The 25,248-nt window shown below is 72.3% G+C and carries 26 protein-coding genes; 14 read left to right on the plus strand and 12 right to left on the minus strand.

All coding sequences use genetic code 11. The features are described 5' to 3' along the window. Window positions 1-20 precede the first annotated feature (20 nt). Entirely contained in the window at window positions 21-659 is a 639-nt protein-coding gene (locus IEY82_RS06475; protein WP_225262197.1) for a TetR/AcrR family transcriptional regulator, read from the minus strand. 84 nt (window positions 660-743) lie between these two features. On the opposite strand from IEY82_RS06475, the gene IEY82_RS06480 reads away from it, so the two are divergent. The 3 genes from IEY82_RS06480 to IEY82_RS06490 all read left to right on the plus strand — a co-directional run bounded on the left by IEY82_RS06480 (window position 744) and on the right by IEY82_RS06490 (window position 3,031). Next, entirely contained in the window at window positions 744-1,691 is a 948-nt protein-coding gene (locus IEY82_RS06480; RefSeq protein ID WP_189123040.1) for a zinc-binding dehydrogenase, read from the plus strand. 79 nt (window positions 1,692-1,770) lie between these two features. Beyond that, the gene (locus tag IEY82_RS06485) at window positions 1,771-1,989 is read left to right on the plus strand and encodes a hypothetical protein (protein WP_189123041.1); all 219 of its coding nucleotides are present in this window, start codon (window positions 1,771-1,773) and stop codon (window positions 1,987-1,989) included. Window positions 1,990-2,017: 28 nt separating this feature from the next. Continuing rightward, window positions 2,018-3,031, plus strand: a complete 1,014-nt coding sequence (locus tag IEY82_RS06490) for a carbohydrate kinase family protein (RefSeq protein ID WP_189123042.1) — start codon at window positions 2,018-2,020, stop codon at window positions 3,029-3,031. Window positions 3,032-3,044: 13 nt separating this feature from the next. On the opposite strand, the gene IEY82_RS06495 is transcribed toward IEY82_RS06490, so the two are convergent. Further along, complete coding sequence (locus IEY82_RS06495) at window positions 3,045-5,177, minus strand: DEAD/DEAH box helicase (protein ID WP_225262195.1); 2,133 nt, start codon at window positions 5,175-5,177, stop codon at window positions 3,045-3,047. A gap of 238 nt (window positions 5,178-5,415) precedes the next feature. Here IEY82_RS06495 and IEY82_RS06500 point away from each other — a divergent pair, with 238 nt between their 5' ends. From IEY82_RS06500 to mnhG, 6 genes are read left to right on the plus strand one after another with little or no spacing between them, the layout of a single operon-like run. Then, window positions 5,416-8,181 carry a Na+/H+ antiporter subunit A gene (locus IEY82_RS06500; protein WP_189123043.1) on the plus strand — a complete coding sequence of 922 codons (2,766 nt, stop codon included), beginning with the start codon at window positions 5,416-5,418 and terminating at the stop codon, window positions 8,179-8,181. Next, window positions 8,178-8,888 (plus strand): Na(+)/H(+) antiporter subunit C, encoded by a 711-nt coding sequence (locus IEY82_RS06505; protein WP_189123044.1) that lies wholly within the window; start codon window positions 8,178-8,180, stop codon window positions 8,886-8,888. The genes IEY82_RS06500 and IEY82_RS06505 overlap by 4 nt, the downstream gene beginning before the upstream one ends. After that, window positions 8,888-10,453, plus strand: coding sequence for a Na+/H+ antiporter subunit D (locus tag IEY82_RS06510; RefSeq protein WP_189123045.1), 1,566 nt, complete (start codon window positions 8,888-8,890; stop codon window positions 10,451-10,453). Before IEY82_RS06505 ends, IEY82_RS06510 begins: the two co-directional genes overlap by 1 nt. Next, entirely contained in the window at window positions 10,450-10,980 is a 531-nt protein-coding gene (locus IEY82_RS06515; RefSeq protein WP_225262194.1) for a Na+/H+ antiporter subunit E, read from the plus strand. Before IEY82_RS06510 ends, IEY82_RS06515 begins: the two co-directional genes overlap by 4 nt. Beyond that, a complete protein-coding gene (locus IEY82_RS06520; RefSeq protein ID WP_189123046.1) occupies window positions 10,977-11,237 on the plus strand; it encodes a monovalent cation/H+ antiporter complex subunit F in 261 nt (86 codons plus the stop codon). The genes IEY82_RS06515 and IEY82_RS06520 overlap by 4 nt, the downstream gene beginning before the upstream one ends. Beyond that, a complete protein-coding gene (gene mnhG / locus IEY82_RS06525; RefSeq protein ID WP_189123047.1) occupies window positions 11,234-11,557 on the plus strand; it encodes a monovalent cation/H(+) antiporter subunit G in 324 nt (107 codons plus the stop codon). The genes IEY82_RS06520 and mnhG overlap by 4 nt, the downstream gene beginning before the upstream one ends. A 12-nt stretch (window positions 11,558-11,569) precedes the next feature. On the opposite strand, the gene IEY82_RS06530 is transcribed toward mnhG, so the two are convergent. After that, window positions 11,570-12,049 carry a DUF6328 family protein gene (locus IEY82_RS06530; RefSeq protein ID WP_189123048.1) on the minus strand — a complete coding sequence of 160 codons (480 nt, stop codon included), beginning with the start codon at window positions 12,047-12,049 and terminating at the stop codon, window positions 11,570-11,572. A 282-nt stretch (window positions 12,050-12,331) separates the two neighbouring features. Between IEY82_RS06530 and IEY82_RS06535 the strand changes: the two genes are divergently transcribed. Both IEY82_RS06535 and IEY82_RS06540 read left to right on the plus strand, forming a co-directional pair. Further along, window positions 12,332-13,603 carry a cupin domain-containing protein gene (locus tag IEY82_RS06535; RefSeq protein WP_189123049.1) on the plus strand — a complete coding sequence of 424 codons (1,272 nt, stop codon included), beginning with the start codon at window positions 12,332-12,334 and terminating at the stop codon, window positions 13,601-13,603. Next, on the plus strand, window positions 13,603-14,133 hold the full coding sequence (locus IEY82_RS06540) for a hypothetical protein (protein WP_189123050.1): 531 nt from the start codon (window positions 13,603-13,605) through the stop codon (window positions 14,131-14,133). The genes IEY82_RS06535 and IEY82_RS06540 overlap by 1 nt, the downstream gene beginning before the upstream one ends. 57 nt (window positions 14,134-14,190) lie before the next feature. Here IEY82_RS06540 and IEY82_RS06545 read toward each other — a convergent pair whose 3' ends face one another. The 6 genes from IEY82_RS06545 to sucC all read right to left on the minus strand — a co-directional run bounded on the left by IEY82_RS06545 (window position 14,191) and on the right by sucC (window position 19,806). Further along, a complete protein-coding gene (locus tag IEY82_RS06545) occupies window positions 14,191-14,808 on the minus strand; it encodes a hypothetical protein (protein WP_189123051.1) in 618 nt (205 codons plus the stop codon). Window positions 14,809-14,927: 119 nt separating this feature from the next. Next, the gene (locus tag IEY82_RS06550) at window positions 14,928-16,457 is read right to left on the minus strand and encodes an aldehyde dehydrogenase family protein (protein ID WP_189123052.1); all 1,530 of its coding nucleotides are present in this window, start codon (window positions 16,455-16,457) and stop codon (window positions 14,928-14,930) included. An 11-nt stretch (window positions 16,458-16,468) separates the two neighbouring features. Further along, complete coding sequence (locus tag IEY82_RS39800) at window positions 16,469-17,011, minus strand: NAD(P)-binding domain-containing protein (RefSeq protein WP_189123053.1); 543 nt, start codon at window positions 17,009-17,011, stop codon at window positions 16,469-16,471. Continuing rightward, window positions 17,008-17,775 carry a hydroxypyruvate isomerase family protein gene (locus IEY82_RS06560; RefSeq protein ID WP_189123054.1) on the minus strand — a complete coding sequence of 256 codons (768 nt, stop codon included), beginning with the start codon at window positions 17,773-17,775 and terminating at the stop codon, window positions 17,008-17,010. The genes IEY82_RS39800 and IEY82_RS06560 overlap by 4 nt, the downstream gene beginning before the upstream one ends. 16 nt (window positions 17,776-17,791) lie before the next feature. After that, complete coding sequence (gene sucD / locus IEY82_RS06565; RefSeq protein ID WP_189123055.1) at window positions 17,792-18,676, minus strand: succinate--CoA ligase subunit alpha; 885 nt, start codon at window positions 18,674-18,676, stop codon at window positions 17,792-17,794. Further along, the gene (sucC, locus tag IEY82_RS06570; protein ID WP_189123056.1) at window positions 18,676-19,806 is read right to left on the minus strand and encodes an ADP-forming succinate--CoA ligase subunit beta; all 1,131 of its coding nucleotides are present in this window, start codon (window positions 19,804-19,806) and stop codon (window positions 18,676-18,678) included. The genes sucD and sucC overlap by 1 nt, the downstream gene beginning before the upstream one ends. A 90-nt stretch (window positions 19,807-19,896) precedes the next feature. On the opposite strand from sucC, the gene IEY82_RS06575 reads away from it, so the two are divergent. The 3 genes from IEY82_RS06575 (at window position 19,897) to IEY82_RS06585 (ending at window position 22,234) form a co-directional block, all read left to right on the plus strand. Beyond that, window positions 19,897-21,162: an MFS transporter gene (locus tag IEY82_RS06575; protein WP_189123057.1), complete on the plus strand. Its 1,266-nt coding sequence runs from the start codon at window positions 19,897-19,899 to the stop codon at window positions 21,160-21,162. A gap of 87 nt (window positions 21,163-21,249) precedes the next feature. Next, the gene (locus IEY82_RS06580; RefSeq protein ID WP_189123146.1) at window positions 21,250-21,981 is read left to right on the plus strand and encodes a GntR family transcriptional regulator; all 732 of its coding nucleotides are present in this window, start codon (window positions 21,250-21,252) and stop codon (window positions 21,979-21,981) included. A 76-nt stretch (window positions 21,982-22,057) separates the two neighbouring features. Then, window positions 22,058-22,234, plus strand: a complete 177-nt coding sequence (locus IEY82_RS06585) for a hypothetical protein (RefSeq protein WP_189123058.1) — start codon at window positions 22,058-22,060, stop codon at window positions 22,232-22,234. A gap of 36 nt (window positions 22,235-22,270) precedes the next feature. On the opposite strand, the gene IEY82_RS06590 is transcribed toward IEY82_RS06585, so the two are convergent. Genes IEY82_RS06590 through IEY82_RS06600 form a run of 3 tightly spaced genes read right to left on the minus strand, consistent with a single transcriptional unit; the run spans window position 22,271 to window position 25,151 of the window. Continuing rightward, window positions 22,271-23,260 (minus strand): TerC family protein, encoded by a 990-nt coding sequence (locus IEY82_RS06590; RefSeq protein ID WP_189123059.1) that lies wholly within the window; start codon window positions 23,258-23,260, stop codon window positions 22,271-22,273. After that, the gene (locus IEY82_RS06595; protein ID WP_189123060.1) at window positions 23,257-23,745 is read right to left on the minus strand and encodes a hypothetical protein; all 489 of its coding nucleotides are present in this window, start codon (window positions 23,743-23,745) and stop codon (window positions 23,257-23,259) included. The genes IEY82_RS06590 and IEY82_RS06595 overlap by 4 nt, the downstream gene beginning before the upstream one ends. Further along, the gene (locus IEY82_RS06600; RefSeq protein WP_189123061.1) at window positions 23,745-25,151 is read right to left on the minus strand and encodes an Nramp family divalent metal transporter; all 1,407 of its coding nucleotides are present in this window, start codon (window positions 25,149-25,151) and stop codon (window positions 23,745-23,747) included. Before IEY82_RS06600 ends, IEY82_RS06595 begins: the two co-directional genes overlap by 1 nt. Window positions 25,152-25,248 lie beyond the last annotated feature (97 nt).

Below are 25,248 nucleotides of genomic sequence, written 5' to 3' on the forward strand. Positions count from 1 at the left end.
GTGGCGGGCGGTCTCGTCGTTCAGGCGACCGTCATCGTGACGCTGCCCGGGATCGCGGCGAACGCGTCGCGGAGGCGGGCGGTGAGATCGTCGCGGCTCACGGGGCCGGGCTGGAACGCCCACTCCTCCAGCGCGCAGTGGAAGGCCGCGACCATCATGTCGAGGGCCAGCCGGGGCCGCAGGTCGTGCGGGTCGGTCAGGCCGAAGCGCTCCCGCAGGATCGTGATCGCGCCGCGGGTGGTGCGGTCGCAGAACTGCAGCCCGTGCGCGTTCATCGACGGTGTCCGGGCGGCCAGCCGGCGGGTGAGCAGAACACGCTCCGCCCAGCCCTCGGCGGGCATCCGGTCGAGCGCCGCGAGCAGGGTGTCCTGGAGCAGCGTCAAGAGCGGGCCGCCAGTCGGCCGCCGGGTCTGGAGATCGTCCAGGAAGGCCGCCCAGAGGTCCTGGGTGGGCGCCATCGCGACGTCTTCCTTGCTGTCGAAGTAACGGAAGAAGGTGCGCTTGGACACCTCGACGGCGGCGCAGAGATCGTCGAGGGTCGTGCCGTCGAAACCGCGGTCGGTGAAGTGCTCCAGCGCGGTGTCGATCAGCGCCTCGCGGGTGCGGAGCTTCTTGCGCTCGCGCAGTGGCAGCCTCGCGGGCGGCGTCACGATACTCACGAACCAGAGTGTAGCCGGTACGCGAATGCCTCCTGTAGGTTTATGCCACTCAGTGGCATAAGCTCCTCGGTAAAGGTGGACCCCATGCGTGCTCTGCTCGTCGACCGTTCCGTTCCAGGCGGCCTGCGGCTCGGTGAGGCACCGGACCCCGTCCCCGCTCCGAACCAGGCCCTGGTACGGGTGACGGCGACCTCGCTCAACTACGGCGAGGTCGCGTTCGGCATCCGGAACGCCCCGCAGGGGACCATCCTCGGCTGGGACGCCGCGGGGATCGTCGAACGCGCCGCCGCGGACGGGTCCGGCCCGGCCCCCGGCACACGGGTGGTCACGCTGGCCGCCGACGGAGCCTGGGCCGAACTCCGCGCCGTCGACACCGATCTCATGGGCGCCGTGCCCCAGGAGGCCGACCTCGGCGCGATCAGCACCGTTCCGGTGGCGGGCGCCAGCGCGCTCCGCGCGCTCCACCGGCTCGGTCCGATCCTCGGCAGACGCGTGCTGGTCACGGGCGCGACCGGCGGAGTCGGGCGGTACGCCGTGCAGCTCGCCCACCTCGGCGGAGCCCAGGTGGTGGCCTCCACCGGCGACCCGGCCGCGCACGGTGAGAGCCTGCGAGAGCTCGGCGCGGACGAGGTCGTGTCCGGGCCGCACGCGGTCACCGAGCCCGTGGACGGCGTGCTGGACCTGGTCGGCGGTGACCAGCTGGTGTCGGCGTACGACCGGCTGGCCGGGGGCGGCACCCTGGTCACCGTCGGGCACGCGGCCGACAGCGGCGAGAGCTTCCCGGCCGGGGCCTTCTCCGGTGGCCATGAGCGGCACGATCGCTCGATCGTCACCTTCTTCCTGCTCGCCTGCCGGAACCTGGCGCCCGACCTGACCTGGCTGGCGGGTGGCGTCGCCGCCGGTCGGCTGACCCCGCGCATCTCATGGCGGGGCTCCTGGCGTGAGGCCGCCAAGGCGACCGAGGCCCTGCTCGGCCGCCGCCTGCACGGCAAGGCGGTCTTGGAGATCGAGTCCGATCCCAAGATCGCCTAGTGATATCGACGGTGGGGGACCAGTAAACTCACGCCTCATGCGTGTCCTATTTCTCACCTTTGGGTGCATCATGCTGGCTGTGAGCCTCTATTACTGCGCAGGGGGAATCGACACCATTGAGGAAGACCTTCAGCGGGCGCAGATCTTCGCGATGGTCGGCATCGGGCTGATGGTCGGCGGGGCGGCGTGCGCATCCGCCGAGCGCCGGAGCGCGGTGGCTCTCCCACCTCCCCAGCCCCCCTTTCCTTATCACCAGGCCCCGCAGAACTACCCCAATCCCCCTTATCCTCCGGCCTAGACGGCGGCGACCGGCGGAGAGGCGGGCGATGATCGCGGTCCTGGGCGAGTGCGTGGCGGACGCCTTCGCCGATCGACGGCCGGGCGTGGACGACTCACGACCCGCCGCGCGGCCCTCACGAGTCGGCGTGGAGGCGCCCGGCCCCGGCGGTGACGCGGCGCGCTCCGCCGGGCTGGGGTTGCGGGTGTTTCCAGGGGGCGGGCCGGCGAACACGGCGGTGGCCCTGGCGCGGCTCGGCGGCCAGGCGCGGTTCTTCGGGCGGATCTCGGGTGACGTGTTCGGCGGGTTGTTCCGCGGGCATCTGGCCTCGTCGGGGGTGGACCTGTCGGGCTGTGTGGACGCCGAGGAGCCGAGTGCGCTCGCGGTGGCGTCGCTCGACGAGCACGGGCAGGCCGGATACCGCTTCTACGCCGAGGGCGCCGCCGACTGGCGATGGTCGCCGGAGGAGCTGGGCTCACGTGACCTGGCCGGGGTGTCGTGCCTGCACACGGGCTCCCTGGCGCTGGTGAGGGAGCCGGGGCGGGACGCGGTGGAGTCGTTCGCGGCCGCCGCCGCGGAGCGCCTGACCGTCTCGATCGACCCCAACGTCCGGCCCAGCCTGGCGAGACGCGAGGACTACCAGATGGCGCGCTGGTGCGGCGTGGCCGACGTCCTCAAGCTGAGCGAGGAGGATCTGGCCTTCCTGTCGCCCGGGGAGCCGGTGGAGCGGGTCTGCGACGCCTGGCACGAGGCGGGCGCTCGCCTGATCGTGGTCACCAGGGGCGCGTCCGGGGCGCTGGTGTCGCTGGCCGGAGCACGGGCGGAGGTGGCGGCGCCCGAGGTGACCGTCGTGGACACGGTCGGCGCGGGTGACGCGTTCACCGCGGGGCTGCTGCACCGGCTGGACGAGCGCGGGCTGCTCGGCGGGCGGCTGGATCGGCTCGACCTGGCCACGGCCGCCGAGGCCGCCTCGTTCGCCGCCCGGGTCGCCGCGCTGACCTGCGCGGTGGCCGGCGCCGACCCGCCGTGGGCGCACCAGCTCATCGAGCCCCCGGCTCGCTGAACCGGGTGGCGGGTCAGGCGGGTGCGGCCGCGTCGCCGACGTGCAGGCGGCGTTGTTCCTCTTCGACGATCTGCCGGGCCAGCGTCTGCTCGGAGACGTCGATCGCGTCCGGCGTCGACTCGGCGAGGTCGCTGCGCCTGGCGAAGGCGTCGAACAGGGCGCTCTTGGCGTGCAGGAGGCGCAGCATCCGCTCGTCCACGCTGTCGGGCGAGAGCAGCCGGTGCACCTGCACCCTGCGGACCTGACCCATGCGGTGGGCGCGGGCCACCGCCTGGCTCTCCATCGTCGGCTTCACCTGCGGCTCGCAGATGATCACGACGGAGGCGGCCTGCAGGTTGAGGCCGACCCCACCCGCCTGGATCTGGGCGAGTAACACCGCGTGGCCGGGCGCGGCCGTGAAGGCGTCCACGACCTGCTGGCGGCGTTCGGGCGCCAGGTCGCCGGAGATCGGCCCGTGGTGGTCGCCGAGCTCCTCGCCCACGGTGGCGAGCACGTCGCGGAAGTAGGAGAACACCACGACCTTGAGCTCGCTCTGGGCCGCCTCCTCGACCAGCTCGCGCAGCCGTTCCAGCTTGGCCGACTTCTCCGGCACGGCGTAGGCGGCGCGGCGCATGGCCATGAACCGGCCGGCCGCCACCGCCTCCCGGTAGACGTCGGCGTCGGCCGCGCTGAGCTCCTCCCACTCGTCCACGTGGACGAGGTCGGGCAGCTCGGTCAGCACGTCCTCCTGGTTGCGGCGCAGGTAGACGGGGGCGACGGCGCGGCGGAACGCCCCGGCGCCGGCCGCCGCGTCGCTGCTCCTGACCTCGGCGAGCAGGCCGGGCTGGACGTGGCGGACGAGGTTGCGGAACTCCTCGACCCGGTTCTCCATCGGGGTGCCGGTCATGAACAGCACCCGGTCGACCCGGCCGCACCAGCGGGCCACCTCCCTGGACCGGCGGGCCTCGGGGTTCTTGGCGTAGTGGGCCTCGTCCACGACGAGCATCGCGACCTCGTGCGCGGCCTCGACCTTGGCCAGCCCGTCGAACGTGGTCACCGCGACGCCGCCGTGCTCCGGCCACTCGGCCTGGGCGGTGGCGCGCTCGGCGCCGTGCAGCCGGTAGACCCGCAGCGTGCTGCGGGTCTCGATCTCGCGGATCCAGTTGACCAGCACGCTCGCCGGGCAGACGACCAGGAAGTGCGTGGCGCCCTCGGCGCGCAGGTGGGCCATGGCGGCGATGGCCTGGACGGTCTTGCCCAGCCCCATCTCGTCACCGAGGATCACCCGCCGCTGGGCCAGCGCGAACCTGGCCCCGAACGCCTGGTAGCCGCGCAGAGAGACGCGCCGGTGGGTGTCGTCGAGCCGCTGGGACCTGACGCGTTCGGCCAGCTCGTCGGGCAGGAACCCCTCGGCGGCAACCCGGTCGTCGGGCTCCAGGGCGGCGAGCTCGGCCAGCAGGTTGTAGTAGTCGGCCGAGCGGATCTCGAAGTCGATCCACGCCTCGTCGTCGTCGGGCGGCGGGCGCAGCAGATCGGCGGTGGCCTGGGCGAGGAGCAGCCGGGTCTCGGTCTCCCGGGCGAGCACGTCGCCGAGCTCCGCCACGGCCCGGGCGGCGTGGTCACGGCGTTCCGCGCCGGACAGCAGCGTGCGCCACCAACTGGCGGCGGGGCGCGCGGCGGGGAGGAGCGTGCCGAGCCGCCGCCCGACGGTCTCGGCCGCGCGGCGGGCGCGCGGCAGGTCGGGACCGGCGGCCACCAGCCGGTGCAGGGTGACGAGCAGCGCGGTGGTCTCGGGATCCTGGTGCTCGACGTCGATCTGGACGGCGGTGGACCCGCGGGCGGCGAGCGCGATCTGCCGGGCCGCCGCGTGCGCCTGCCGCTGCGTCTGCGGCCCGATGCCCGGCACCCGCTGCAGTTCGTACGGCGTCGCCTCCAGCACGCTGAGCACGGTGGTGTATCCGGCGCTCTCCAGCGACCCGAGCCGCAGCCGCCCGCCGGTGACGTCCTTCAGCCGGGCCAGCGGGATGGCGCCCAGCCCGGCCCTGGACAGCCGATCGCGCACCGCGTCGAGGGCGGCGCGGACCTCGGCCAGCGCCCTGTCGTGCTCGTGGCCGAGACGTCGGGTGTCGTCGAGCAGCCGCCCCGCGCGGCGCAGCAGGCTCCGCACCTCTTTGCCGCTTATCGGGCACCTCTTGCCGGGCAAGTTACTGGACGCACCGTCCTACAGTGCCACAGAACGCCGCCTGCGGGTGTCCCGTCCGCCTGAGCGGGGGGCACGCGCCTGATCATGTGCGGGTGTGCGGGTGGTGAGGTTCCGGTCAACACCCGTCGCGCCTCGGCGCGCGGTCGCGGGCTTCGCGAGAGGTTCGATCGGACGTGCCCGGTCATTCCCGTCCGAGGAGCCCATGGAGTCGCTGCTGATCCTGCACGCGGTGGCGGCGATCTGCGCTCCGTGGCTGGCGAGGCGCCTTGGGCGGGGCTCGTTCGCCGTGCTGGCCGTGCCTCCCGCCTGCGGGTTCGGATACACGGTCTGGGCCGCGGCGAACGAGCCGGTCACGTCGGCCCGCCCGTGGGCGCCGGCGCTCGGCATGGAGCTGGCCTTCCGCGCCGACTCGCTGGCGGTGCTGATGATGGCGCTGGTCACCGGGGTGGGCGCGCTCGTCCTGATCTACAGCACGCGCTACTTCAAGGCCGGCGACGAGGGGCTCGGCCGGTACGGCGGGGTGATGGTCGCCTTCGCGGGCTCGATGCTCGGCCTGGTGGTCGCCGACGACCTGCTCCTGCTGTACGTGTTCTGGGAGCTGACCACGGTCTTCTCCTACCTGCTGATCGGCTACCACCCGGAGAGCAGGACGAGCAGGCGGGCGGCGCTGGTGGCGGTGACCGTCACCACGTTCGGCGGGCTGGCCATGCTGGCGGGGCTCGTGCTGATCGGTGAGGCGGCGGGCACCTACCGCGTCTCCGCGATCGTCGCCGACCCGCCACCGGTGGCAGCCGGGACGCTGGCGCTGGTCCTGGTGGGGGCGCTGTCGAAGTCGGCGATCTTCCCGTTCAGCCTGTGGCTGCCCGCGGCGATGGCCGCGCCGACCCCTGTCTCGGCCTACCTGCACGCCGCGGCCATGGTGAAGGCGGGGATCTACCTGCTGGCCAGGCTCGGCCCGGCCTTCGGCGACCTGACGTGGTGGCGGGCGCCGGCGGTAGGCCTCGGGGTGCTGACGATGCTGCTCGGCGGGTGGCGGGCGCTGCGCGAGACGGACCTGAAGCGGCTGCTCGCCTACGGCACGGTCAGCCAGCTGGGCTTCCTCACGGTGCTGTTCGGCGCGGGCACCCGGGACTCCGCGCTCGCGGGCGTGGCGATGCTGCTCGGGCACGCGCTCTTCAAGGCGGCGCTGTTCCTGGTGGTCGGCGTGATCGACCGCGGGACGGGCACCCGGGATCTGCGCGCGCTCAGCGGGCTGCGCCGGTCGATGCCGTGGGTGTGCGTGGTCTCGCTGCTGGCGGGGGCGTCGATGGCGGGTCTGCCGCCGTTCGTGGGGTTCGTCGGCAAGGAGGCGGCGCTGGAGTCGCTGCTGACGGGCGAGCCGGCGGCGACGGCGATGCTGGCCGGGATCGTGCTCGGGTCGGCGCTGACCGCCGCCTACACGCTGCGCTTCCTGTGGGGCGCGTTCGCCGGCAAGCCCGGCCTGGAGCCGACGCCGGTCCGGCGTACCGAGGCGGCGATGTTCGCGCCGCCCGCGCTGCTGTCGGCGCTCGGGCTCGCGCTGGCGCCGCTCGCCTCCGTGTACGACACCGCCATGTCGGGTTACACCGGGACGTTCCCGCCCGGTCACGGCACTCATCTGGCGCTCTGGTCGGGCGCGCCGGTGCCGCTGGCGCTGTCTGCGCTGGCCCTGCTCGGCGGGGTGGCGTTGTTCCTGGCGCGGGAGCCGGTCGCCCGCCTCGGGACGAGGCTGCACCTGCTGGACTCCGGCCACGTCTACTGGTCGCTCATGCGGCGGCTGGACCTGTTCTTCGTGCAGTTCACCGGCGTCACCCAGCGCGGCTCGCTGCCCGACTACCTGATGCTGGCGCTGAGCGCGATGGTCGGCCTCGGCGTCTTCGCCATCGGCTACGGCCGGCCGGCGTCGCTGGAGGTGGCCGTCGTCGCCTGGGAGCGGCCCGAGCAGCCCGTCGTCGTGGTGCTCCTGGTCGCGGCGGCGCTGCTCGCCCTGTACGCCCGTGCGTACATCCTGGTGGCCGTCGTCTCCGGACTCACCGGGTACGGCACGGCGCTGCTCTTCCTGGTGCACGGCTCCCCCGACCTGGCGCTCACCCAGTTCCTCGCCGAGACGCTGAGCCTGGTGGTGTTCGCGCTGGTGCTGCGGCGGCTGCCGTTGGAGGCGGACCGGGGGCGGGTGGATCTCCGCCTCCGGCTGGCCCTCGGCGTCGCGGTGGGGGTGGTGGCCACGGGCGCCGGGATGCTGGCGATGAGCGCGCGCGCCGCCGAGCCCGCGGGCGCGCACATGGCGTCGGCGGCGCAGACGGCGGGCGCGCACAACATCGTCAGCGCGCTGCTGCTCGACATCCGGGCCTGGGACACGATGGGCGAGAGCTCGGTGATCGTGGTGCTGGCGCTGGGCGTCACCAGCATGGTGTTCCTGCGCCGCCGGACGTACAGCATCGAGAGGGAGGGCGGCGAGCAGCCGCCCGGCCGCACCCACTGGCTGGCTTCGACGCTGCCCGCCGGTGAGCGGGCGCTGCTGTTCGAGATCGTGGCGCGGCTGACCTTTCACTCGGTGATGCTGCTGTCGGTGTTCCTGCTGGTCATCGGGCACTCACGGGTCGGGGGCGGGTTCGCGGGCGGCATCGTGGCGGGCCTGGCCATCACCGTCCGCTACCTGGCGGGCGGCCGCTACGAGCTGGCCAGGGCGGTGCCGGCGCACGCGGGCGTGCTGATGGGCGTCGGACTGACGCTCTCGACCGGGACGGCGCTGACCGGGCTGCTGTTCGGGCAGGCGGCGCTGGACATCCTGGCCGTGGACCTGGCGGTCCCGGTGCTGGGCCACCTGCACCTGTCCACGGGGCTGGTGTTCGACCTCGGCGTCTACCTGGCCGTCATCGGCCTGGTGCAGGACGTGCTGCGCGGCCTCGGCGCCGAGCTGGACCGGCAGATCGACGCGGAGGCCGCGTGACGGCCCCGCTGCTGCCCCTCGCCGCCTGTGGCGTGCTGATCGCCGCCGGGGTCACCCTGCTGCTGGAACGCAGCCTGGTCCGCATCCTGGTGGGCGTGATCGTGCTCGGCAACGGCGTCAACCTGCTGATCGTCACGGTCGGCGGGCCGGCGGGCAACCCGCCGATCCTCGGCCGGTTCGCGCCGGAGAGCATGGCCGACCCGCTCCCGCAGGCGATGGTGCTCACCTCGATCGTGATCACGCTGGGCGTCAGCGCGTTCCTGCTGGCCATGGTGCACCGCTCGTGGCAGCTGACCGGCAGCGACGGGGTGCAGGACGACACCGAGGACCGCCAGGTGCGGCTGCGGGCCAGGCGCGGCGAGCTGAGCGAGGGCGTCCGGCAGCTGAGGGCGGCCTACCGGCGGCTCATCCTCGACCAGCGGGCCGAACTGGCCCGGCTGGACGCCGCGCGGGCCGAGCGGCAGGCGCTGGAGGAGACCAGGCGCCAGGAGCTGGAGCCCGCCGAGGAGAAGAAGGTCCGGCTGCTCGGGCTGCGCGAGGAGGACGCCCGCAGGCAACGCCAGCAGGCGGCCCGGGAGAAGGAACTGCGCAGGAGGCTGCGGATCCGGCAGCGGGAGGCGCTCAAGCAGATGCGGACCGCGATCCGGGCCGAGCGGGAGCGCCAGGCGCTCGCGCTGGACCCCGAGCTGGAAGGCGACGAGGACTGATGGAGGCTCTGGTCAGCCTGCCGGTGCTGCTGCCGCTCCTGGCTGCGGGGCTGAAACTGGCGATCGGCGCCCGCCTGCGCCGCCTGCAGTCGCTGATCAGCATCGGAACGCTCGGCGGCGTGCTCGTGGTCTCGGTGCTGCTGCTGATCGAGGCCGACACGAACGGCCCGCTCGTCACCGACCTCGGCGGCTGGCCCGCCCCCGTCGGCATCTGCCTGGTCGCCGACCGGCTGTCCACGCTGATGCTGGTCGTCTCGTCGGCCGTGACGCTCTGCGTGATGATCTACGCGGTCACCAGCGCGTACGCCGACCAGGAGCTCACCGCGCCCATGGGGATCTTCCACCCCGCGTTCCTGGTGATGGTGGCGGGCGTGACCGACGCGTTCCTCACGGGCGACCTGTTCAACCTGTTCGTGGCGTTCGAGATGCTGCTGAGCGGCTCGTACGTGCTGCTCACCTTCGGCGGCACCCAGTCGCGGATCCGCGCCGGGGCCACGTACACGGTGATGGCGCTGGCCTCGTCGATGCTGTTCCTCGTCGCGCTGGCCGTCACCTACGCGGCCACCGGCACCCTGGCCATCGCCCAGCTCGCCGAGCGGTTCCCCACACTGCCCATGCACGTCCGGCTGCTGATCGAGCTGACCCTGCTGCTGGTTTTCGCGATCAAGGCGGCGATGTTCCCCCTGTCGGCGTGGCTGCCCGACTCCTATCCGACCGCGCCGACGCCGGCCACGGCGGTCTTCGCGGGGCTGCTCACCAAGGTCGGCGTCTACTCGGTGATCCGGCTGGAGGCCCTGCTGTTCCCCGGGGGGCCGGTGTCGACGCTGCTCATGTGGGTGGCGCTGGCGACCATGCTGACCGGGGTGTTCGGCGCCGTGGCCCAGACCGACATCAAGCGGATGCTCTCCTTCACGCTGGTCAGCCACATCGGCTACATGGTGTTCGGAGTGGCGCTGTCGACCGTGCAGGGCCTGACCGGCGCCATCTTCTATGTCGTGCACCACATCACCGTGCAGACGAGCCTGTTCCTGGTGACCGGGCTGATCGAGCGGCGCACCGGCACCACGTCCGTGGACCGGCTCGGCGGGCTGATGACGGCCGCGCCGCTGATCGCGGTGCTGTTCTTCGTCCCGGCGATGAACCTGTCGGGCATCCCGCCGATGTCGGGCTTCCTGGGCAAGCTCGTGCTGGTCCAGGCGGGGGTCGCGGACGGCACCCCGCTGGCGCTCACGCTGGTGGCCGGCGGCCTGGTGACCAGTCTGCTCACGCTGTACGCCATGGTGAAGACCTGGGGCAAGGCGTTCTGGCGGGAGCCGCCGGCCGAGCACCCGGGGCTCGTGATGGAGAGCGAGGAGGCGACCGGCGAGGCTCCGATCGTGACCACGGCCGCGATGCCGGTGTTGCTGCTCGGGTCGTCGGCGGCGCTGGTGGCCCTGGCCCTGTCGTTCACGGTGCTGGCCGGGCCGCTGTCGTCGCTGGCGGAGCGGGCGGCCGGTGAGCTCATGGCGCGCGAGCCGTACATCTCCGCCGTACTCGGGCGGACGATCTCCGGGGGCGGATCGTGAACCTCGCCCCGAGGCTGTTCGGCCGGCGGGTGCCGCTGCCGCTGCTGGTCGCGCTGGCCCTGCTCTGGGTGACGCTGTGGGGCGAGCTGTCGGTGGGCAACGTGCTGGGCGGGCTGGCCGTCGGGCTCGTCGTCACGTGGCTGCTGCCGCTGCCGGTGCTGGATCCGGGCCTCCGGCTGAACCTGCCGGCGCTGCCGTCCTTCCTGGTGCGGTTCGCCGGCGACATGGTGGCCTCGACGGTCCGGGTGGCCGTCTGGGTGCTGCGTCCCGGCCCGGCGCCGACCCAGGTCGTCACGGTACGGCTGCGCACCTCGTCGGACGCGATGACCATGCTCGTCATGGTGGCGCTGTCGTCGGTGCCGGGCAGCCTCGTCATCGAGGTCCACGGCGAGCCCCGGGAGCTGGTGCTGCACATCCTCGGCTACCGGGGGGACGTGGCCGAGAAGGTGACGGAGGACGTCGCGGGGCTGGAGCACCGCATCGTGGCGGCGTTCGGCACCCGGGCGGATCGGGAGGAGTTGCGGTGACGGGCGTCTACCTGGTGACCTTGGGGCTGCTCGGCTGCGCGGCGCTGGCCACGCTCTACCGGATGGCGCGCGGCCCGAACATGCTGGACCGGGCGGTCGCGCTCGACGTGATGACCGCGCTGGCCATGTGCGGCATCGGCGCGTTCGCCGCCGTCCGGCACGACTACTCCGACGTGCCGATCATGTTGGTGCTGTCGTTGCTGGGCTTCGTCGGCTCGGTGTCGATCGCCCGCTTCTTCGCGGGCAGGTCGCGATGACCCTCCTCGACGTGGCCGCGGCCATCTGCATGATCACCGGTGCGGGGCTGTGCCTGATCGCCGGGGTCGGCCTGGTGCGCTTCACCACCACGCTGGAGCGGATGCATCCGGGCACCAAGCCGCAGGTGCTCGGCGTGCTGCTGATCCTGGTCGCGATGTGGCTGCGCAATCCCACCTGGGCGATGGCCGGCCCGCTGGTGGTCACCGGCCTGGCGCAGGTGATCACGGTCTCGGTGGCCGCGCACATCGTGGGGCGGGCCTCCTACCAAGCGGGCGCTCCCGGCGAGGACGGCACCGAACTGCCCCCGCGGGAGTCCTGAGGGCTCGCCGCGTCATTCCTCCGTGGAGGTGGAGCGGTCGAGCGCCGGCTGGATGAACCAGGCCCACAGGGCGAGCAGCGCGACGACTCCGGCCGTGATGATCGCCACCGTGCCGTCGAACAGGTAGTCGACGACCAGCATGGTCGCCGCGGTCATCGCCACGGCGAGCGCCAGGGCGCCGGCGATGCCGTACAGGTTGGAGCGGCGGACCAGCGTCTCCTTCATGCCCTGCCGGAACAGCACCCGGTGCTGGGTGGCCGGGGCGATGTAGAGGATGGACGCGATGGCCGCGCTCACCAGCGCGACGAAGTACAGCCGCCGGTCGAGGTCGCCCAGCCGGACGAACCCCTCCGAGAACGGGACCGTGAGCAGGAACGCGAACAGCACCTGGACTCCGGTCACCGCCACCCGGGCGCCCTGCAACAGCTCGACGAAGTTACGGTCGGCTCGCTCGCCGTGGGATTCCTTCGCCGACTCCAGCCCCTGCTCCACCCGGGCCCCCTTTCTCCCCTTATTACCTTTTGATGGGCTATGACTTACCTTGCGGCTTTCCTCGAAACCTCGGGCCTCCCCCGTGGGGGGATCGCCGCTGGTCGGGGCGGATGAGCGGCCGCCAGATGATCCTTTCGGCCCGGCGTGACGGAGCCGGCGGATCGGCCCCCCGCCCGGAGCCGCCGCTCCCTCAGCGGCGCCCTCTCGCCGTCGCCTCGGAAACGCTGGTATTCCCCCGGGCGATATGCGAGCGTGCAAGATGTGTCCGGATCAGAATCACTGATGAACCGCGAACCGCTGGAAAGCTCGACAATTTCCGGCAATTTGCCGCAATTAACCGAGCCGTTCAGTCTCGCCTGGCTTCTTCATCCCGTCTCGACCACCGATTTCATCCGTTCGTACTGGGAGACGGCGCCCCTTGTCGTCCATCGCGAGACGCCGGAGTATTTCTCACGCCTGCCGGGGCTGGACGATGTCGACGAGCTGATCACGGCCACGACGTCGGGCCCGATTCGATCCGTCGACGACGGACTCATGGTCAGAACGGATGCGAGGGGCACCCGGACGGATCGGCGCTTCCGTCTGGACGCGGGCGGCATGCCGGACGTGCAGGAGGCCTACCGGGCCTACCACGACGGTTTCTCGATCGTCCTGAACCGAATCCATCACAGGTCCGGCGTGGTCGCGCGACTCTGCGGCGCGCTCGAGGTCTCGCTCCACCACCCGGTCGGCGCCAACCTGTATCTCACTCCGCGCGACAGCCAGGGATTCCTTCCGCACGCCGACACCCATGACGTCTTCATCCTGCAACTGCACGGCACGAAGGAATGGCACGTCGCGGACCCGCTGGACAGCCTTCCCCTCGCTTCGGCGAAGTCCGGGCCCCTGAAGTCGTTCTCCGGCTTCCGCGCGTTCACGCTACGGCCGGGCGACGTCCTCTATCTGCCGCGCGGTTTTCCGCACGAGGCCGTGACGGGCTCCTCCTCGTCCCTGCACCTCACCGTCGGTCTGCACGTCTTCAGGTGGATCGACCTCGTCAGCGAGGCGCTGGCCCTGTTCGCCGACGAGCACACCGGCCTGCGGAGCGCGCTGGCGCCCGGCTTCCTGGACGCCCCGCTGGACGCGGCCCGGCTCGCGACCCTCGCGGACGAACTGGCGCGGGCGGCGATCAGTCAACCGCTGCTGATGGAACGCGCCAAAGCCCGGCTCGGCGCGCGGGTCCGGGCCACCGGCAAGGCCGCGGGCGGCGGGCATTTCCGGTCGATAGACGCCATCTCCGGACTGACCCTCGACAGTGTCGTGGCCCGCGCTCACGGTGTTCTCTGCCGGGCCGGCTCCACCGCCGAGGAGGCACGGGTCGAGTTCGCCGGCAACTACGTCTCCGGGCCCGCCTTCCTGGCGCCCGCGCTGACGTTCGTCGCCGGCCACGAGCGGTTCGCGGTCGGCGAGCTACCGGGCCCGCTCTCGGCCGAAGACAAGATCGACCTTGTCGGTCGGCTGGTCAGCGAGGGCCTGCTGCACTGCACGGACAACGACGATGGAGGCGAGAGCTGATGACCGCTGACCAGGACGCGACGGCGGGGCGCGGGAACGATGTCACCGACGGCCCCGAGAAGCGCGTCGTGAGCGAGGCCCTCAAGAGGCTGAACGAGGAGGACGAACGCCTTCTCCGGCTCTGGCAGGAGAGCGTCGTCCTGCAGGAACCGCGCCTCAACAGCAAGGGCGTGGCCGGTCTGGTGCGCATGGCGATGGTCGACGAACCGTTCCGGGCGCGTCTCGTCAACGACACCGAGCGGCTGCTCGACGAGCTCGACCGGAAGGTGCACATCGGCGACCAGCTGCCGGACGGCGTGACCTTGCGCTTCGTCGAGCACACGCCGGACACCCTCTATGTGGTCCTGCCACCGCGCGCCAGGGAGATGAGCCGGCGCTCCCCCTCAGTGCGCGAGCTGCTCAGCTCGCGCACCTCGGCACAGGCGTGGTTCGAGGACAACGCCGACCTGGGCGACGCGGTGCTCGACAACGGCGACGGCCGTGACACGGGGGACCCCGCCGTCGACCCGCCCATCTTCGTCCTCCCCTGACCCGTCTGACGACGGGAGGCGTCCGCCGGCCCCGTCATGCCGGCAGACGACCTCCGGTCAGGTGCCGATGGGCGAGTACATCCAGGGGTCGCGCAGGTCGTGGTAGGTGGGCGGCCCCTCGAAGAGGCTCGTCAGCTCCGCCAAGGCGTCGCGCAGCCGGGGCGGCGGCTCCCTGCGCTCGCCCGCTCTGGCCTCCTCCTCGGAGGTGAAGTAGGCGGTCTCGGTGTAGAGGCCGCTCTCGTGCAGGGCCGTGGTGCCGCCGATGAGGTCGGGGCGGAAGGCGGCCAGCTCCGGCTCGCAGAGCCGGATGATCTCGTCCATCCGGTCCGGGTCCTTGAGGTGTCCCTGGATCACCTGCACGAATCCGGCCGAGTCGGACCCTCCGCCCAGGTACTGCCGTACTCGGGGGCAGTCGTGGAGGATCATCTGTCCCTCGAACAGCTTCGCGGTCGCGAACCACCACTTGCCCTGGACGGCCAGGTCGGCCGTGCGCCATGCCGACTCCTGCGTGTCGTAGCGCGCCACGGCGATGTAGGCGCCGCTGTCGGTCACGCCTATGGTGCTGCCGAGCCAGCCGTGCGCCTCGTGCGACATCTCGCGATGCCACCAGTCGTGGGCCTCCCGCAGTTCGCCGGACGCGGTCACCTGACCCTGAATGATCTCGATGAACATCACGGCCCCCTGCTTCCGTCCCTGTTCCTCACGCTAGGGGGGCCTCTCCGCGAATTCGAGACGGCACGGTTCTCGTGCGGGCCAAGAGTTGGTGTCAGCCGTTCCCGCCCGGCCCGGCTCGATCAGGGCAGCAGGGTGTAGTGCGGGAAGTTGCCCACCAGGCGTTCGCCCTCGGGGCCGGCGGTGACCGCCCGCACCAGGAGCTCGCCGCCGACGAAGGCGCCGCGCCAGGAGGCGCCGAGCCCGCCGAAGAGCTCGTCGCGGTCGCCTCGGGAGCGGGGCCGGTTGTGGCCCACCTTGAACGCCCGGATCCCGGGGGCGAGGCGCTCGGCCGTCGCCTCGTCGTCGCAGGACAGGGTGGCGACCAGGGCCCCGTTGCTGGCGTTCATGGCGGCCAGCAGCTCGGCCTCGGTGTCGACCAGGACGATCGTGTCGACCGGGCCGAACGGTTCGGCGTGGAACAGCGGCGAGGAGCGGGGCGGGTCGAGCAGCGCCGTCGGAGCGAAGTACGCGGAAATATCCTGACCGGGCAGGAAATGTCCGCTGTCGAGGGCGGCCCGGTGGATCGGCACCCCGCCCTTGTCGACGGCCTCGTCCACCTGGTCGGCCAGCTCCTTGGCCTTCGAGGCGCTGATCAGCGGCCCGAAGTCCAGCTCGGGCAGCGGATCGTCCGGATCGCGGACCGCCAGCGGATGGCCGAAGCGCAGCGAACCGACGGCCGCGAGGTAGGCGGCCAGGAACTCGTGGAACAGCTCCCGCTGCACCACGAACCGCGGGTAGGCGGTGCACCGCTGCTTGCCGTAGTCGAACGAGGCGCGGATCTGCCCGGTCAGCAGATCCCAGCCCGAGTAGTCCCACACGCCCCAGCAGTTGAGCCCCTCCTGCTCAAGGACGTGCCGGCGGCCGAGATCGGCCAGCGACGCGGCCACCTGCGCCCCCGCGTCCCGGCCGCCGACGAACGAGACGCAGCCGACCGACCGCCCCCGGACCAGCACCGGCGACAGCTCCGCCCCTCCCCCGCTGACCAGGGTGACCGGCAGGCCCTCCTTGACGGCGAGGGCCGTGGCCAGCGTGAGGCAGGACAGCCCGCCGCCCGTCGGGGTCTTGGCGATCACCGCGTTGCCGGCCAGCGCCTGGACCAGCACGGCGTGCATGAGCACGCTCATCGGATAGTTCCAGCTCGCGATGTTGCTGACCGGCCCGGACAGCGGCGCGCGGCCTGCCACCATGCGGTCGATCTCACCGAGATACCAGCGCACCCCGTCGAGACACCGGTCGACGTCGGCGCAGGCCGTCTTCCACGGCTTGCCGATCTCCCAGACCAGCAGCAGGGCCAGCAGGTCGCGGTGCGCGGCCATCGACTCGACGGCCGCCGACACCCTGGCGCGGCGCTCGGCGAGCGGCACGTGCCGCCACTGCCGGTGCTCGTCGGCCGCGCCGGCCACGGCCCGCGCCGCCCCTGCCCGGTCCAGCCGGGGCGGGCCGGTGATCGCGGTGCCGTCGAGCGGTGAGAAGACGGGGGCCGGGCGGCCGTCGCGCTGCCAGAACCCGCCCCAGTGGTTGAGCACCCGGTCGTCGTGGAACGCCTCCGGGGCGGCGGCACAGCATCTGTCGTAGGCGTCCGCCCAGGACGTCCCTGGTTTGAGCTGCATGAGGGCCCTCCTCAGTCGGACCAGTCGACGGCGACGAGCTCGGGCAGCGGCTCGAACTCCCTGATCGCGTCCAGCGAGGAGCCCATCGCGGCGTTGGCCTCGCGTTCCACCATCACCTCCACGAGCACCGGCAAACGTTCCCGCTCCGACTCGGCGCTCGCCCAGGCCAGCGCGTCGCGAAGGTCGCCGGGCAGTTCCACCCGGCGGGCCGGGCAGCCGAAGGCCTCCATCGCCTTGACATGGTCGATGCCGCCCTCTCCGTAGTGCAGGTCCACCGCGTAGTCCATGTCCAGGTAGAGCAGCCCGGGCCGGGCGTGCTCCAGGATCTCGGGGACGACCTCCTCCACCTGGGGCGAGTCGGGCAGCATGATGATCACCAGGTCGGCGTCCGCGACGGCCTCCGCCACGCTCCGCGCGCCCGTGCCGCCCCTGGCCAGCAGGTGTTCGATCCGCTCGCCGCCGAGGTCGAAGCCGGTCACGGCGTGCCCGGCCTTGAGCAGGTTGGCGGCCATCGGGGTGCCCATGATCCCGAGGCCGACGAATCCGATGGTCACGGGTTCCTCCAAGCGAACGCGCCCGGCCCCTGGTGCCGGTACTCCAGGCCGACGTGGCCCTGGTAGCCGGCGGCTTCCAGGCGGGTGAGAATCTCTGGGTACGGCATGCTCCCGCTGCCCGGCTGCCCCCTGCCGGGGTCGTCGGCGATCTGGACGTGGCCGAACCTGGGGGTGGCGGTGTCGATGAGGGCCAGCACGTCCTCGCCCATCACGTGCAGGTGGTAGAGGTCGGCGAGCAGGGCCACGTTGTCGCGGCCGACGGCGTCGATCACCGCGAAGGCCGCCCGCGACGAGGTGATCGGGTAGTGGGGGCATTCCTGGGAGTTGAGCGGCTCCAGCACGACGGTCGCGCCGGCGCGGGCCGCCACGTCGGCGGCCAGGGCGAGGTTCTCCGCCGCGAGGTCGTGGTCGGTGCCGGGGTCGTTGCCGTAGAGGGCGTTGAGCACCGTGCAGCCCAGCTCGGCGGCGAATCCGGCCGCGACGTCGACGTTGGCGCGGAAGCGCGCCGAACCGTCGGGGCGGGCCAGCAGGCCGCGATCGCCCGCGGCCAGGTCGCCGGCGTCGAAGTTGAGCGCGACCAGGTGCACCCCGGCATCGTCGATGGCGCCCTTCAGCGCGTCGAGCTCCCGGTCGGACGGCTGCGGCCCGGCGAACGGCCACCACAGCTCGACGGCGTCGAATCCGGCCTTGGCCGCCGCCTCCGGACGCTCCAGCAGGGGCAGGTCGGTGAACAGGAGGGAGAGGTTGACGTCGAACTTCAGCATGGGTCCTCCAAGCGCTTCAAGGCGTCGTCTTCCCGAGCACCGTACGCAGCAGCGCGGCCGTCTCCGAGGGGGTGCGGCCGACCCGGACGCCGACCGCTTCGAGGGCGTTCTTCTTGGCCTGGGCGGTGCCGGACGAGCCGGACACGATGGCGCCGGCGTGGCCCATGGTCCGGCCCTCGGGCGCGGTGAAGCCCGCGACGTAGGCGACGACGGGCTTGGTGACGTGCGCGGCGACGTAGGCGGCGGCCCGTTCCTCGGCGTCGCCGCCGATCTCGCCGATCATGACGATCGCGTCGGTCGCCGGGTCGTCCTGGAACGCCTGGAGGCAGTCGATGTGGGTGGTGCCGACGACCGGGTCGCCGCCGATGCCGACGGCGGTGGAGCAGCCGAGGTCGCGCAGTTCGTACATGAGCTGGTAGGTGAGCGTGCCGGACTTGGAGACCAGGCCGATCCGCCCGGAGGAGGTGATGTCGGCGGGGATGATCCCGGCGGAGGACTGGCCGGGGCTGATCAGGCCGGGGCAGTTGGGCCCGATGATCCTGGTCCGTCCGGCGGCCAGGGCGCGCAGCCGGACGGCGTCGTGCACCGGGACGCCCTCGGTGATGACGACGCAGAGCGGGATCGGCGCCGCGACGGCCTCCTCGACGGCGGCCAGGGTGAAGCGGGGAGGGACGAAGACGACGCTGACGTCGGCCCCGGTGGCGGCGACGGCGTCCGCGACCGAGCCGAAGACGGGCACCGCGCGCTCGCCGAAGTCGGCCGTGCGCCCGCCCTTGCCCGGGGTGACCCCGGCGACGACGTCGGTGCCGGCGGCGAGCATCCGGGCGGTGTGCCGGGTGCCCTCCGCGCCGGTCATGCCCTGGACGAGCACCCGGCTGTCCTTGGTCAGGAAGATCGCCATCACGCACCTGCCGCGAGTCCGGCCGCCAGCTCGGCGGCGCCGTCCATGGTGGGGACCTGGCGGACCGCCGGGTGCGCGGCCTCGCCGAGGATGCGCCGCCCCGCCTCGGCGTTGTTGCCGTCCAGGCGTACGACGATGGGCCGGGCCAGGCCGCGCTCGCCGAGCAGGTCGAGCGCGCTGACGATGCCGGTGGCGACGGCGTCGCAGGAGGTGATGCCGCCGAAGACGTTGACCAGCACGGAGCGCACGTCGGGGTCGGACAGGATGATCTCCAGCCCGTCGGCCATGACCTGGGCGGAGGCGCCGCCGCCGATGTCGAGGAAGTTGGCCGGGGCGGCTCCGGCGCCGGCGACCACGTCGAGCGTGCTCATGACCAGGCCCGCGCCGTTGCCGACGACGCCGACCCGGCCGTCCAGCTTGACGTAGTTGAGGCCCTTGGCCCGCGCGCGGTCCTCCAGCCCGGCGGATGGGGGCGGCGCCGGATGGTCGTGCCGGAAGGCGGCGTTGCCGTCGAGGGTCACCTTGCCGTCGAGGGCCACGATCCGCCCCTCGGCGGTGCGGATCAGCGGGTTGACCTCGACCAGCAGGGCGTCCTCCTCGACCATGACGCGCCAGAGCCGTTCGAGTGTCCCGGCCGCCTCCTCCGGCAGGCCGGCCCGCTCGGCCAGCAGCCGCGCGGTGGCGGCGTCGACGCCGGTGAGCGGGTCGACCGGCACCCGCGCCACGGCGTCGGGGCTGGTCGCGGCCACCTCCTCGATGTCCATCCCGCCGTGCCGGGAGACGATGGCCAGGAAGGCGCCCTCGGCCCGGTCGACCAGGTAGGCCGCGTAGTACTCCGCGGCGGGGGCGGTGGCGGCCTCGACGAGGACGGCGTGCGCGCGGTGGCCCCTGATGTCCATCCCGAGGACGCGGCCGGCCTCCTGCTCGGCGGCGGCCGGGCCGGGCGCGGCCCTGATCCCGCCCGCCTTGCCCCGGCCGCCGATCCGCACCTGCGCTTTGACCACGACGGGGGCGCCCAGGCGGGCGGCGATCTCGCGCGCCTCGGAGGGTGTGGTGGCGACCCCGCCGGCCGGCACCTCGATGCCGTGACGCTGGAAGAGCTCCTTCGCCTGGTGTTCGTACAGGTCCATTAGAGCCTCCTTTGTAGACGGTATACCGTATGGAATATCCCTCGTCCAGACCCTCGACAGGAGCCCGCGGAGCGGGATATTCCATACAGTATGGAAAACACTGCAGCGGTCAGGGACTGGCGCGGGCGCTCCTACCTCGTCGGACCGGTCCCCTCCGACCGGGCTCGGATGTTCTGGCTCGCCTGGGCCGCCATGGTGGCGATCGGCCCCCTCCAGTACGGCTACGCGGCCCTGCTCACCCGCGACGGCGCCGCCCTGGTCCCGCTCGCGGTGTGGATCGTCTGCCAGGCCGCGGGCGCGCTCCCGGCCCTGCGCCTGGTCCGGCGCCGGCGGCTCGGCGTGCGGGCCGCCCTCGGCGCGGGCGCCGCGCTGAGCGGGCTCGGCCTGCTCACGCTCGCCCTCACGGCCGGCTCCGCCCCCCTCTCCGCCGTCCTGCTCGGCTACGCCGTGCTCGGCGGGCTGGGCGCCGGGCTGGTCTACGGCGTGTGCGGCGAGGTCGTCTCCTCCTGGCATCCCGAACGGCCGGCGACCCGGGTCGGCCTGCTGACCGGCGCCTTCGGCTACGGCGCGCTGCCCCTGATCGTGTGGGTGAGCCTGGTCCCGGACGCCCTGCCGGCGGCCTTCCTCACCGCGGCGGTCCTGGCGTGGACGGCCATCGCCGCCGCGGCCCGGTTCCTGCGCCTGGCGCCGGAGCGCTGGTGGCCGGACACCGTCGACCCGAGGTCGCACGCGCTGGACGCGGCGATCCTGCGCCGGACCCCGGGGCCGCTACGGGAGTTCTCGCTGCCCCAGGCGCTCCGGACGGGCGCGCTGCCCACCCTGGCCGGGGTCCTCGTCTGCGCGGGGGCGGTGTCGATCTTCGATGTGATCGTCGTGGCGGGCACCGGCGCCTGGGGCCCGCTCGCCGTCCTCGTGGCGCTGAACGGCGCCGGCCGGGCGCTGGCCATGCGCTGCTCGGAGGCGTTCGGGCGCAGGCGGGTGCTGACCGGCGTCCTCACCCTGCTCGCGGCCGGCCAGGTCCTGCTCGCCGCCGGGTGGTCCGCCTCGCCGGGCGCGGCCGTCGTCACCGCGCCCCTGTGGCTGGGGGCCGTCACGGCGGGCGCGGCGGGCGGCGCCTTCTACCCGCTGGTGGCCAGCCTGGTCCGCGACTACTTCGGCGCGGAGCGTACCGGGCAGATCCACGCGGTCGTCTACAGCGCGAAGGCGGTGGCGGGGATCGGCGGCGTCGCCCTGGCCGCGATCGCCCTCACCGCGCCGGGCGGGGCACTGCTGGCGGCGGCGGCCGTCGCGGGGCTGACCGCGGCGGCCGGCCTGCGGCTCCGCGCGCCCGGACTGCCGGCGACGATCCCCGTGTGACCAGGCTCACCAGCGAGATCACCAGACCCCACGGTATGCTGTAGGCAGTCGACGAAAAACGGAAGAACATTCTGGGAGCCAGAGATGATGCTGCTGTCGGACCAGGCGGGCGCCAAGATCCCCCGTCCCGCCACGCTCCGGGAGAGCGTGATCGAGGCCATCCAGGAGCTCATCGTCTCCAGCCAGCTCAAGCCCGGCCAGCACCTGGTCGAGAGTGAGCTGGCCCAGCTGCTCGGGGTGTCCCGTCAGCCGGTGCGCGAGGCGTTGCAGCAGCTCAGCGGTGAAGGCTGGGTCGACCTGCATCCCGGTCAGGGCGCGTTCGTGCACGTCCCGACCGTGGAGGAGGCCGACCAGTTGCTCGCCGTGCGCGCGCTGCTGGAGACCGAGTCCGCCCGCCTCGCCGCGCAACACGCGAGCGAGGAGGGCGTCCGGCGGCTGCGCGAGCTGTGCTCGCGCGGCATCCAGGCGGTCGAGTCGGACGACACCGACGCCGCCGTGGCGATCAACTCCGACCTGCACGCGCTGGTCACCGCGCTGTCCGGCAACAAGGTGCTGGCCGAGCTGGCCGCCCAGGTGGCCCGCCGGGTGCGCTGGTACCACACGCCCGTGGCACGCCAGCGTGGCATGACGTCCTGGCGCGAGCACGCGGCCCTGATCGACGCCATCGAGGCGGGCGACGAGCGGCGGGCCGCCGAGATCATGCGCGAGCACACCGAGAGCACCCGCGCCTCCTACCGCGAGCAGCGGGCCGGCGAGCCGATCGAGCCGGCGCCCAAGCGGGTACGCCGCCGCCGCACGCGCACGTCGTCGGCGAATTGACGAGACGTTCACAAGCGGTCGCTTGCCCGGTAACACCCGGGGTAGAGGATGAGCTTCACATGGAGGTGATGAGTCGATGAAGGCGTTTGTCCGCTTTCTTCTAAGTGATCCCCTGGGCCAACCGGCCGACGGCCGGGCGATCGGCCTCGGCCTGAGCATCGCGCTGCGCAAGCACTACTCCGCGGACGACGCGGAGAGCCATCTGCGCCGATGGGCCGTGGACCAGGAGGTCCGCGAGACGCCGCGGAGCTGAGCCGTGGGCAGGAGCCGGCGCCCCCGCCCACGGCGGTCAGCCCTCCACCGGCTCCGACACCTCGGCCTTCTCCGCCGCCGCGGCGCTCCTGGCGTCGCGGGCCGACTTCAGCAGGCTCAGCACCGTGGTCACGGCGAGGGTGCCGAGGATGACCCCGAGAGACACCAGGATCGGGATCCGCGGCGCCCACGAGACGCCGTCGTGGTGCAGCGCCTCCAGCACCAGCTTGACGCCGATGAAGGCGAGCAGCACCGACAGCCCCTTGCTCAGGTAGACCAGCCGGTCGAGCAGGCCGCCCACGAGGAAGAACAGCTGCCGCAGCCCCATCAGGGCGAAGGCGTTGGCGGTGAAGACCAGGTAGGGCTCCTTCGTCAGGCCGAAGATGGCCGGGATCGAGTCCAGCGCGAACAACAGGTCGGTGGTGCCGATCGCGACCATCACGATGAGCATGGGGGTGACCATCCGCCGGCCGTGGTGCACCGTCAGGCGGGCGCCGTGGTAGGTGTCGGTGGTCGGCAGCACCCGCCGGATGGCGCGCAGCGCGACGTTCTCCGAGAACTCCGCCTCCTCCTCCTCGTGGCCGATCAGTTTCCACGCCGTGTAGACGAGGAATGCGCCGAAGACGTAGAAGAGCCAGTCGAAGCGCGACACCGCCTCCGCGCCCGCCGCGATGAACACGCCCCGCATGAGCAGCGCCAGGACGATGCCGACGAGCAGCACCTTCTGCCGATACTCGTACGGCACCCGGAACCTGCTCATGATCAGCAGGAACACGAAGAGGTTGTCCACGCTGAGCGAGTATTCGGTGATCCAGCCGGCGAAGAACTCCCCGCCGTGCGCCGGGCCCGACAGCACGAGCAGGCCGATGCCGAACAGCACCGCCAGGCCCACGTAGAACGACACCCAGGCGACGCACTCCTTGAACGACGGCGCACGCGGGTTGCGGGCGACCAGGTAGAAGTCGAATGCCAGCACCACGCAGAAGCCGCCGATCGTGGCCGGCCACACCCAGGCGGGCAGGTTCACCGCCGCGCTCCCTTCCTCCGGCTCAGGATCTGGGCGTGCCGGACGTAGTGGTCGAGCAGCTCCGCGGCGTGCGGGTTGTCCCCCGCGCGGTGGAGCAGCCAGTGCGGCATGAGCCGCTCATGCAGCCAGATGAAGCCGATCGCGAAGCCCAGGCTGACCATGGCCTGGAACCCCAGGAAGGGCAGCACGCCGTCGGCCAGGCCGACCCCGGCCACGCTCTCCTGGAACAACCGGGACAGCGGGTAGGCCGCCATCCAGTAGAGGCCCGCCGGCCCGAAGGTCCCCGGCCGGAACACGCCCCGGCCCAGCAGCACGCCGTACAGTCCCCCGAACAGGGCGAGGGGTGCGGCGAGCGCCAGCGCCGAGAGCGCGGCCAGGCCGGCGGACTGCCCCGCGAGGAGGGTCAGCCCACCGGCCATGGCACCGGCGACGGCTCCGATCGACGCCCCTGGCAGGGCGAGTTCGAGGCTGTGCCGTCCGATCATCAGCCCACGACCACGCCGAAGGCGAACAGGCTGTAGAACAGCATGCCGAGGTAGAAGAACGCGCCAAATCCGATGATCACGTTCGTCCACCACCTCGGCCTGATCGGTTTGGGCAGCATGCGGTTGTTGACCAGCAGCAGCGTCACGCAGTAGGCGCCCATCGCGAAGGTCGACAGGAACGCCAGCGTGTCCAGGATCCCGCTGGGCCCGTCGGCCGGGCCGAACAGCAGGATCAGGATGCCGAAGATGATCACCCCCCACAGGAAGCCCGCGTACAGGTGGGACATGCGCAGCTTCTTGGCGCCCTTGACGAAGTTGTACGTCATGTCGGCCTGGCCGCGCGAGAAGGAGTCGAACAATCCCAGCGTCGCGTTCAGCCCGATCAGCGCGATGAACCCGAGGAAGATCATGCCGAGCACCGAGCTGCCGACCGAGGAGACGGCGTCCGACATGGCGCCGAGCGCCACCTCGCGGTCGTCGCCCTGGACGGCCGTGCGGACGGCGGGGTTCTGCCGCACCGCGGCCTGGGCGATCACCGTGAAGGAGATCGTGACCAGCATGGTGATGCCCCAGAACAGCAGCAGCGCGTCGAAGGTGACCCAGCGCCGCCACCCCTTCCACTTGGCCATCTCGGCCGGGTCCTCGGTGTCGAACATGAAGCCGCGCGACGGCATGGCCTCCTCTTCGCCGGCGTGCCGCAGGCCCCGGATGCGCGGGATGTGCACGCCCATGCCGGCGCCCGAGTCACGCAGGTGGAGGGTGTACCACATCTGCTGCATGCCCGAGGGCCCGGCGAAGGCGCACGCGCCGACGATGACCGGGAACCAGGCCGCCGACATCGCCTCGGGCGGCAGGTAGCCGAAGGCGAACATGCCGGTGATCGTGGAGACCACGTCGCTCCAGGAGCCGACGAGGGAGGCGACCACCGAGGTGCTGATCACCAGGACGCCGATGAGCAGTGACAGGACCTTCTCCAGCACGCTGTAGATCACCTTGGTCAGGCTGAAGATCATGCCGACCAGGATGAGCCCGACGACCGCGGTGGCCACCCAGGGGACGCCGGTGATCTCCTCGAACGCCGCCGCCCCGGCCGATAAGTGACCCGGCCAGATGTAGACGGCGATCGCGACGATGAAGAAGAACCACATCAGCGGCTTGAACACGCGGGCCGCCCCGGAGAAGATGCTCTCGCCCGTCGCCATGGCGTAGCGGGCCATCTCCAGCATGACCACGGCCTGCAGCGTCACGCCGATCAGGAACAGCCACCGGATCTCCGGGCCGAACAGCAGCACCAGCCGGGGCCACATGTACGATTCGCCCATCCCGACGCCCAGGGCCACGAGGAAGACGGTGGGCCCGAGGATGTGCACCGAGGGAGGCGCGTCAGGGAGCTTCCTGATGGGCATCGGCTCAAGCCGGCCCGCTTTCCACACTCGTTCGTCCTCCACCGGTGGCGACGCCGCCACCGGTGGCTTTGATGTGTCCACTAAAGGACCTCCTGGG

This window comes from Nonomuraea cavernae, assembly GCF_014646355.1.
GTDB classification, from domain to species: Bacteria; Actinomycetota; Actinomycetes; order Streptosporangiales; family Streptosporangiaceae; genus Nonomuraea; species Nonomuraea cavernae.